At 67.1% G+C, this 6590-nt stretch carries 8 protein-coding genes; all 8 read right to left on the reverse strand.

The features are described 5' to 3' along the window. Positions 1–53: 53 nt before the first annotated feature. On the reverse strand, positions 54–539 hold the full coding sequence (locus AAGA11_02800; GenBank protein MEM9601770.1) for a phosphatidylglycerophosphatase A: 486 nt from the start codon (positions 537–539) through the stop codon (positions 54–56). Next, positions 536–1513 (reverse strand): AIR synthase related protein, encoded by a 978-nt coding sequence (locus AAGA11_02805; GenBank protein ID MEM9601771.1) that lies wholly within the window; start codon positions 1511–1513, stop codon positions 536–538. Before AAGA11_02805 ends, AAGA11_02800 begins: the two co-directional genes overlap by 4 nt. Further along, positions 1510–1974, reverse strand: coding sequence for a transcription antitermination factor NusB (nusB, locus tag AAGA11_02810; protein MEM9601772.1), 465 nt, complete (start codon positions 1972–1974; stop codon positions 1510–1512). The genes AAGA11_02805 and nusB overlap by 4 nt, the downstream gene beginning before the upstream one ends. After that, entirely contained in the window at positions 1971–2441 is a 471-nt protein-coding gene (gene ribE, locus AAGA11_02815; GenBank protein MEM9601773.1) for a 6,7-dimethyl-8-ribityllumazine synthase, read from the reverse strand. Before ribE ends, nusB begins: the two co-directional genes overlap by 4 nt. A gap of 11 nt (positions 2442–2452) precedes the next feature. Further along, complete coding sequence (ribBA, locus tag AAGA11_02820) at positions 2453–3559, reverse strand: bifunctional 3,4-dihydroxy-2-butanone-4-phosphate synthase/GTP cyclohydrolase II (GenBank protein ID MEM9601774.1); 1107 nt, start codon at positions 3557–3559, stop codon at positions 2453–2455. Positions 3560–3653: 94 nt separating this feature from the next. Continuing rightward, positions 3654–4784: a sirohydrochlorin chelatase gene (locus AAGA11_02825; GenBank protein MEM9601775.1), complete on the reverse strand. Its 1131-nt coding sequence runs from the start codon at positions 4782–4784 to the stop codon at positions 3654–3656. Positions 4785–4794: 10 nt separating this feature from the next. After that, positions 4795–5580 carry a precorrin-4 C(11)-methyltransferase gene (gene cobM, locus AAGA11_02830; protein ID MEM9601776.1) on the reverse strand — a complete coding sequence of 262 codons (786 nt, stop codon included), beginning with the start codon at positions 5578–5580 and terminating at the stop codon, positions 4795–4797. Continuing rightward, the coding region (gene cobJ, locus AAGA11_02835) for a precorrin-3B C(17)-methyltransferase (GenBank protein ID MEM9601777.1) at positions 5577–6590 on the reverse strand (1014 nt) is incomplete at its 5' end. The genes cobM and cobJ, both read right to left, overlap by 4 nt.

Below are 6590 nucleotides of genomic sequence, written 5' to 3' on the forward strand. Positions count from 1 at the left end.
ACAAAGACAGGGCGATGGCGCTGTCTGGGCAACCACCGAGGTGACAATCCGGTTCAGAGGCCGCCCTGCCACCCCGCTGCGGACACGCCGAGCAGCACCAGGCCCGCCCCGACGCCGGCGAGCAGGTCGTCCAGCATGATACCGAGGCCACCGTCGACCTGCCGATCGCACCACCGGATCGGCCAGGGTTTGACAATGTCGAAGACGCGAAAGAGCCCGAAGGCCGCAATCAGGCCCGGCACGGTGGCCGGCGCGAAGAGGGCCGTGAGCCACAGGCCGGCAAATTCGTCCCAGACGATCGCCGGGTGATCGTGGACACCGAGGGCCTTGGCCGTGTGCTCACACAGCGCGACACCCACCACCGCCGAGACCACCACCACCGCCAAGGCCACTGGCAGCGACACGTGCATCAGCCACCAGGCCACCGGCGTGGCTGCCAACGTGCCCCAGGTGCCGGGCGCCGGGCGCAGCAGACCACTGCCGAGTCCGAGCCCGAGTGCGCACCGCCAGTCGCGCAGGGTGTCGATGCCCGGGGTCACAGCACGATGTCGGTGGTGCCCGTGAAATGCCGCCAGCCCCGCGTAGGCAATTGCACCACCTGCGCCCGGGCACTGATCCCGCGCACACCGGGTTCGGGGTCCACCGTGCCGATCGCGGTCACGCGCCCCATGATCGGCGGGATCTGCGCCAAGCTGCTCGCGACGGCCGCCGTCGGCGGCGCCGTGAAGCACAGCTCACAGTCGCCGTCGCCGTACAGCGCGAGGTCGAGGCCCGCAACACCAAGCTCGGCCACGGCGTCGGGCAGGGGCAGCGCGTCAAGCTTGATGGACGCACCGAGTCCCGACAAGCGGGTCAGCCCGGCGACGGCCTGGTTGAGCCCGGACGACACGTTCACGCAGCTCGACGCCACGCCACTGAGGTAGTTGCCCAGCCCGATGCGCGGCACCGGCGCGCGCCAACGTCGCAGACAGTGCGCGTCGAGCGTTTCGTTCCGGCGCAACCGGTCTGTACAGTGGGCGACGCCGCCGAGTTCGCCCGAGACGTAGATGATGTCACCCACCGCGGCCCCGGTCGGTCGCATGACGCGACCGCGCTCGGCCACACCGTGCAGCTGCAGGTGGATCGACAAGGCCCCACGCTGCACGGGACCGGCAATCAGTTGCAATTGCACGGCTTCGGCGAGGGACACCAGGCGCGCACCGAAACGCTGCACCCAATCACCGCTGTCGCGCGGCACCACAAGGCTCACCGTGCCCCACGCGGGCAAGGCGCCCACCGACGCCAACTCGGCGGCGACGGCACAGAAGGCCACGCTGGCGGCGCGCTCGGCGCTCTCCCCCTCGCTCAAATGCACGCCGCCTTGCAACGCGCTCTGGGCCGAGACGAGTTGTTTCCCGGTCGGCACCTCGAGCAGGGTTGCCGCCTGCCCGTCCAGCACATCGAGCGGGTACCGTGCCTGGTCTGCCGTGCCCGCGAACAGGGCGGCCAGGCGGCTGCGGTCGGCGTTGCTCACGTCGCCTGCCGCTGCGCTTCGGGGGCGCGCACGTGTTTGGCCAGTTTGTCGAGCACGCCGTTGATGTACTTGTGGCCTTCCTCGGCGCCGAACACTTTGGCCAGCTCGACGGATTCGTTGATCACCACGCGGTAGGGGATGTCCAGACGGTGGAGGAACTCCCAGGTGCCGGCGCGCAGTACGGCGCGTTCGATCGGGTCGAGCTGGTCCACCGGGCGGTCGAGGCAGCGTTCGTACTCGGGGTCGAGCGTGCTGATCGACCCGGCCACGCCACGCACCAGTGCTTCGAAGTAGGCCTGGTCAACCGGAATGCGGCCCGGCTCGCGCGCGACGCACTGCGAGATGATGTCCGCGATGCCGTCTCCGGTCATCTCCCACTGGTAGAGCGCCTGGATCGCAAGGCGACGCGCGGCGCGTCTGCCGGCGACCGGCGAGGCCGTGCCCTCGGCCGCGTTGGTCACAGTTGGCGGACCACGTTCATCATCTCGATCAGCACACTGCCGGCTTCGCTGCCCTTGTTGCCGGCCTTGCTGCCGGCCCGTTCGATCGCCTGTTCGATGTTCTCGGTCGTCAGCACCGCGTTGACAACCGGCAGGCCGCGGCTGAGCGACACCTGCGCGATGCCGCGGTTGCAGCCGTCCGCGACGGCCTCGTAGTGTGTGGTCGACCCGCGGATGACCGCACCGAGGGCGATCAGCCCATCGTAGTCGCCGGTGGCTGCCATCTTGTCGAGTACCAGAGGCAACTCGAAGGCACCGGGCACCCGCACGACCGTGACCTTGGCAGTCGGCACCCCACCGCGTCGCAGCGCATCGAGTGCGCCGGCGAGCAGACTCTCGACCACAAACGCATTGAAGCGGGCCACGGCGATGCCCACGTTGGCGCCGTCGATCGACAGATTGCCCTCAATCAGGCGGTATTCGCTCATGGATCAGGTCCTCAGGGTTCAACAAACTCGGTGATTTCCAGGTCGAAACCCGCGAGACCGTGGAAGGTCTTCGGCGAGCTCAACAACCGCATGCGACGGATACCAAGGTCAGACAGGATCTGTGCCCCAATCCCGAGTGTCCGGTAATTGTCGTCCGGGTCGCTCGCCTCGAGTGCCGCGTCGCTGCCGAGTTGCACCTGTTGAATTCGGCGCGCGAGGTCACCCGGCTGCGCCGGCGGTCGCACCAGCAGCACCACCCCACCACCCTCGTCCGACACGCGCTTCAGCGCGTGCCTGAGCGACCAGCTGCCCGGCGTCACCGCACCGAGCGAGTCGCTCAGGAGGTCCTCGACCTGCACGCGCACCAACACGGGCTGCGACCCGTCCACCACGCCACGCACCAGCGCGAGGTGCAAGCCGTTCTCCATCACGTCCTGGTAGGCGACAACCTGAAACGGGCCATGCTCGGTGTCGAGCTGGCATTCGGCCACCCGCTCGACCGTCCGCTCGTTGGCCATGCGGTAGCGGATCAGGTCGTCGATCGTACCGATCTTGAGGTCGTGCTCCGCGGCGAAGCGCTCGAGGTCCGGCCGCCGTGCCATGCTGCCGTCCTCGTTGAGGATTTCGACAATCGTGGCGGCGGGCTCGAAGCCGGCGAGCCGCGCCAGGTCACAGCCGGCCTCGGTGTGGCCGGCGCGCGCCAGCACGCCCCCCGGGCGTGCCATGATGGGAAAGATATGTCCGGGTTGGACGATGTCCTCCGGCCGCGCGTCGGCGGCCACGGCGGCCTGGATGGTACGTGCTCGGTCGGCCGCGGAGATGCCGGTGGTCACGCCCTCGGCCGCTTCGATAGACAGGGTGAAGTTGGTGCTGAAGGCTGCACCGTTATCCCCCACCATCAGCGGCAAGCGCAACTGACGACAGCGCTCCTGGGTGAGCGTCAGGCAAATGAGGCCTCGCCCGAAGCGCGCCATGAAGTTGATGTCATCGGCGGTCACGCTCTCGGCAGGCATGACCAGATCACCCTCGTTCTCACGGTTCTCGTCGTCCATGAGGATAGCCATACGACCCGCTTTCAGGTCGTTGATGATCTCTTCGATGCTGTTCAATTCCGCCACAGGGGCCTCGCTGGCGCTCAGTAACCGCACATTATGGCACGCACTCGGGCTCCCTCCATGCGCACCCCGTGGGGTCGATGCCGATGCACGCCGCTCAGGACGAGCGCGTCCCCGCAACCGGGTGCGGCACCGCGTCTCTGAGCGGCCTGGCGCCGCGCTCGGCACGCAGTCGCCGCTCGTCTTCGACCACCTCGGCCGGGAACTGGCTCATGAAGCAGCAGCAGACGTTGTCATCGATCATGGTGCGTGGACCGTGCGGGTGTGCGATGTGCCGATACACGCCGTGGCTGTGGCTGTGGCTGTGGCCATGATCGTGATCGTGGCTGTGTTCGCCACCGGGCGCCTCGTCATCGTAGGGGTCCGTGCTGGGCTGGTACTCCGCGTGATGGTGGTGGACATCCACCTCGCCGCGCGCAAGCCGTGTGCGAAACGAGGCCATCAGGTCGTTATCGTCGTTGAACTCGCCCAACCTCGCCTCTTCCACACGCGCCACAAAGGTGTCGATCACGTGATCCTGGTCCTTGAGGTACCCGGCTTTGAGAATCTGCACGTCAGGGTGCTGTTTCGCCACCTCATCGACGTAGTTGTAGATACGGTCGATCAACCGTCCCGTAAAAAGAAAATACGGCGCGACCACCACGCGCTTGAAGCCGAGTTTGAGGGCCATGTCGAGCCCGCGCCCCACCGACGGGTAGGTCACGCCCGAATAGACGGTTTCGGCCCAACCGAAGCCGAGTTTCTCCGTCAGGATGCGGCAGAGCTTCGCCGCCTCGGCGTTGGCAAAGGTGTCCGACGTTCCGCGGCCGACGACGACCAGCAACGTGTCGTACAGGTCGCCGTCGTGCACGTGGTCGACGCCGAGGGCTTCGAGAATACGCGCTTCGAAGGCGTCGATCATGCTCGGGTGCAGACCGAGTTCACGGCCGTAGTCGATTGAGAGGCCGGGGTGTTTGTCCTGGTAGGTGGTCAGCACGGACGGGATGTCGTTGCGCGCGTGCGTCGCGGCAAAGAGCATACCCGGCACCGCCAGAATGCGATCGACACCCGAGGCCACAAGTGCGTCAAGCCCCATGTGGATGTTGGGCGCGGAGTACTCCAGGAAGCCGTATTCCACCGGCGTGTCCGGGTAGCGCCCTTTCAACCCGCGGGCCAACAGGCCGAACTCCGTTTCGGCTGCCTTCGATCGGCTGCCGTGGCCGCAAATCATGATGCCGGTCTTGCTCATCGGGGTGTTCTCACTGTGGGACCTTGCGGGGCCGTTTGGTTTTGGGGCGCAGGTAGTGGTTGTGATCGGCGTGGTACAGCGCGCTGTCCTGAAACTCGGCATCATCCCGCAACACCTCTCCAACCATCACCAGTGCCGTGCGTGTGATGCCACTTCGGTACAGCGTTTTTCGCAGCGTGCTCAGTGTGCATCGCACAATGCGCTCATCCGGCCATGTGACCTTGTACACCACGGCCACGGGACAGTCCGGTCCGTAGAGCGGCAACAGGTCCGACTCGATGAGTGCCAGATTGCGCATCGACAAATGAATGCAGAGCGTTGCCCGTGACTGGCCGAGCGTGGCAAGGTCCTCGCCGGCCGGCATGTCAGTGGATTTGCGCGCTGTTCGCGTGAGAATCACCGTCTGGCTGATGTCCGGCAACGTGAGTTCCTTGCCGAGGGCCGCCGCTGCTGCGGCATAAGCCGGCACGCCCGGGCAACTCTCGAACGGGATACCCAACGTGCGCAAGCGGCGCATTTGCTCGCCCACGGCCCCGTACAGCGAGGGGTCACCGGAGTGCACACGCGCCACGTCCTGACCCGCGTTGTGCGCCAGCTCGATACGTTCGATGATCTGATCGAGGTGCATGGGTGCCGTGTCGATGACGTCGGCACCCGCGGCCGCGTGGGCCAGGACCTCTGGCGGCACAAGCGAACCGGCGTACAGCACGCAGGGGCTAGACGCGATCAGTTTCGCCCCTCGCAGGGTCAACAGGTCCGCGGCGCCCGGCCCGGCCCCGATGAAATACACAGTCACAATTGCACTCCTGCTTTTCGGTTGTATCCGCGGGGTGTGTACACCCACGATGTGCCGTCCCCGCGGGGAATGGCACGACTCTGACTCGATCCGACCAGCACCACCGTGAACATGTCGACATCCCCCGCGTCGAGCTCACCGAGCCGCGTCACCGTGACCGATTCCTCCGCGCGACCGAGCTGGCGCGCAAGCACCACCGGGGTCGATTCCGGGCGCTGCGTGAGCAGAATCTCGCGCGCCTTCGACAGTTGCCAGTCACGTCGGCGGGACACGGGGTTGTAGAAGGCGACGACGAAGTCGCCGGCCGCAGCCGCCTGCAGGCGCCGCTCGATCACCTCCCAGGGCGTGAGCAGGTCGGAGAGCGAGATGGCGCAGAAGTCGTGGCCGATCGCAGCACCGGCCCGCGCGGAGGCGGCCTGCAGCGCCGTGATGCCGGGGGTGGTCACGATGTCGACCCGTTGCCAGGCGGGTTCGTTGCCGCGCTCGACCAGTTCGAAGACCAGCGCGCCCATGGCGTAGATACCCGGGTCGCCCGAGCAGACCAGACCGACGGTCTTGCCTTCGGCCGCCAGCGCCAGCGCCGCCCGCGCGCGCACTTCCTCCTCGCCAAGGGCGAAACTGTGCAGGGTTTTCCGCGCTGCCGCCGGCCCGAGCAGGTCGAAGTAATAGCCGTAGGCCACGAGATCCGTGCATGCGGCCAACACCTGCTCCACCGCCGGCAAGCGCCAATCCGGCTGACCTGGACCGGTGCCGATCAGGTGCAGCGTGCCGCGCGACCGACCGAACTCGACCGACTCGAACACACCGCTCTGCCGCGTTGACACCGCACAGGTAGCCCGTGCAGACTTGCATTTCTCGACCACCAGACGCCCCGCGGGCCCGACCGCTGCGAGGGCAGCCGCCTCGGCCACACCCGGCACGCCCACCTCGGCTGCGACAATCGCCGACGGGTTGGCCAGACGCGGCGCCTCGGCAGCGAGGGCCTCGCGTGAGAAAAACCGTGCCGGCAC

It is taken from the genome of Pseudomonadota bacterium, assembly GCA_039196715.1.
GTDB lineage: Bacteria > Pseudomonadota > Gammaproteobacteria > CALCKW01 > CALCKW01 > CALCKW01.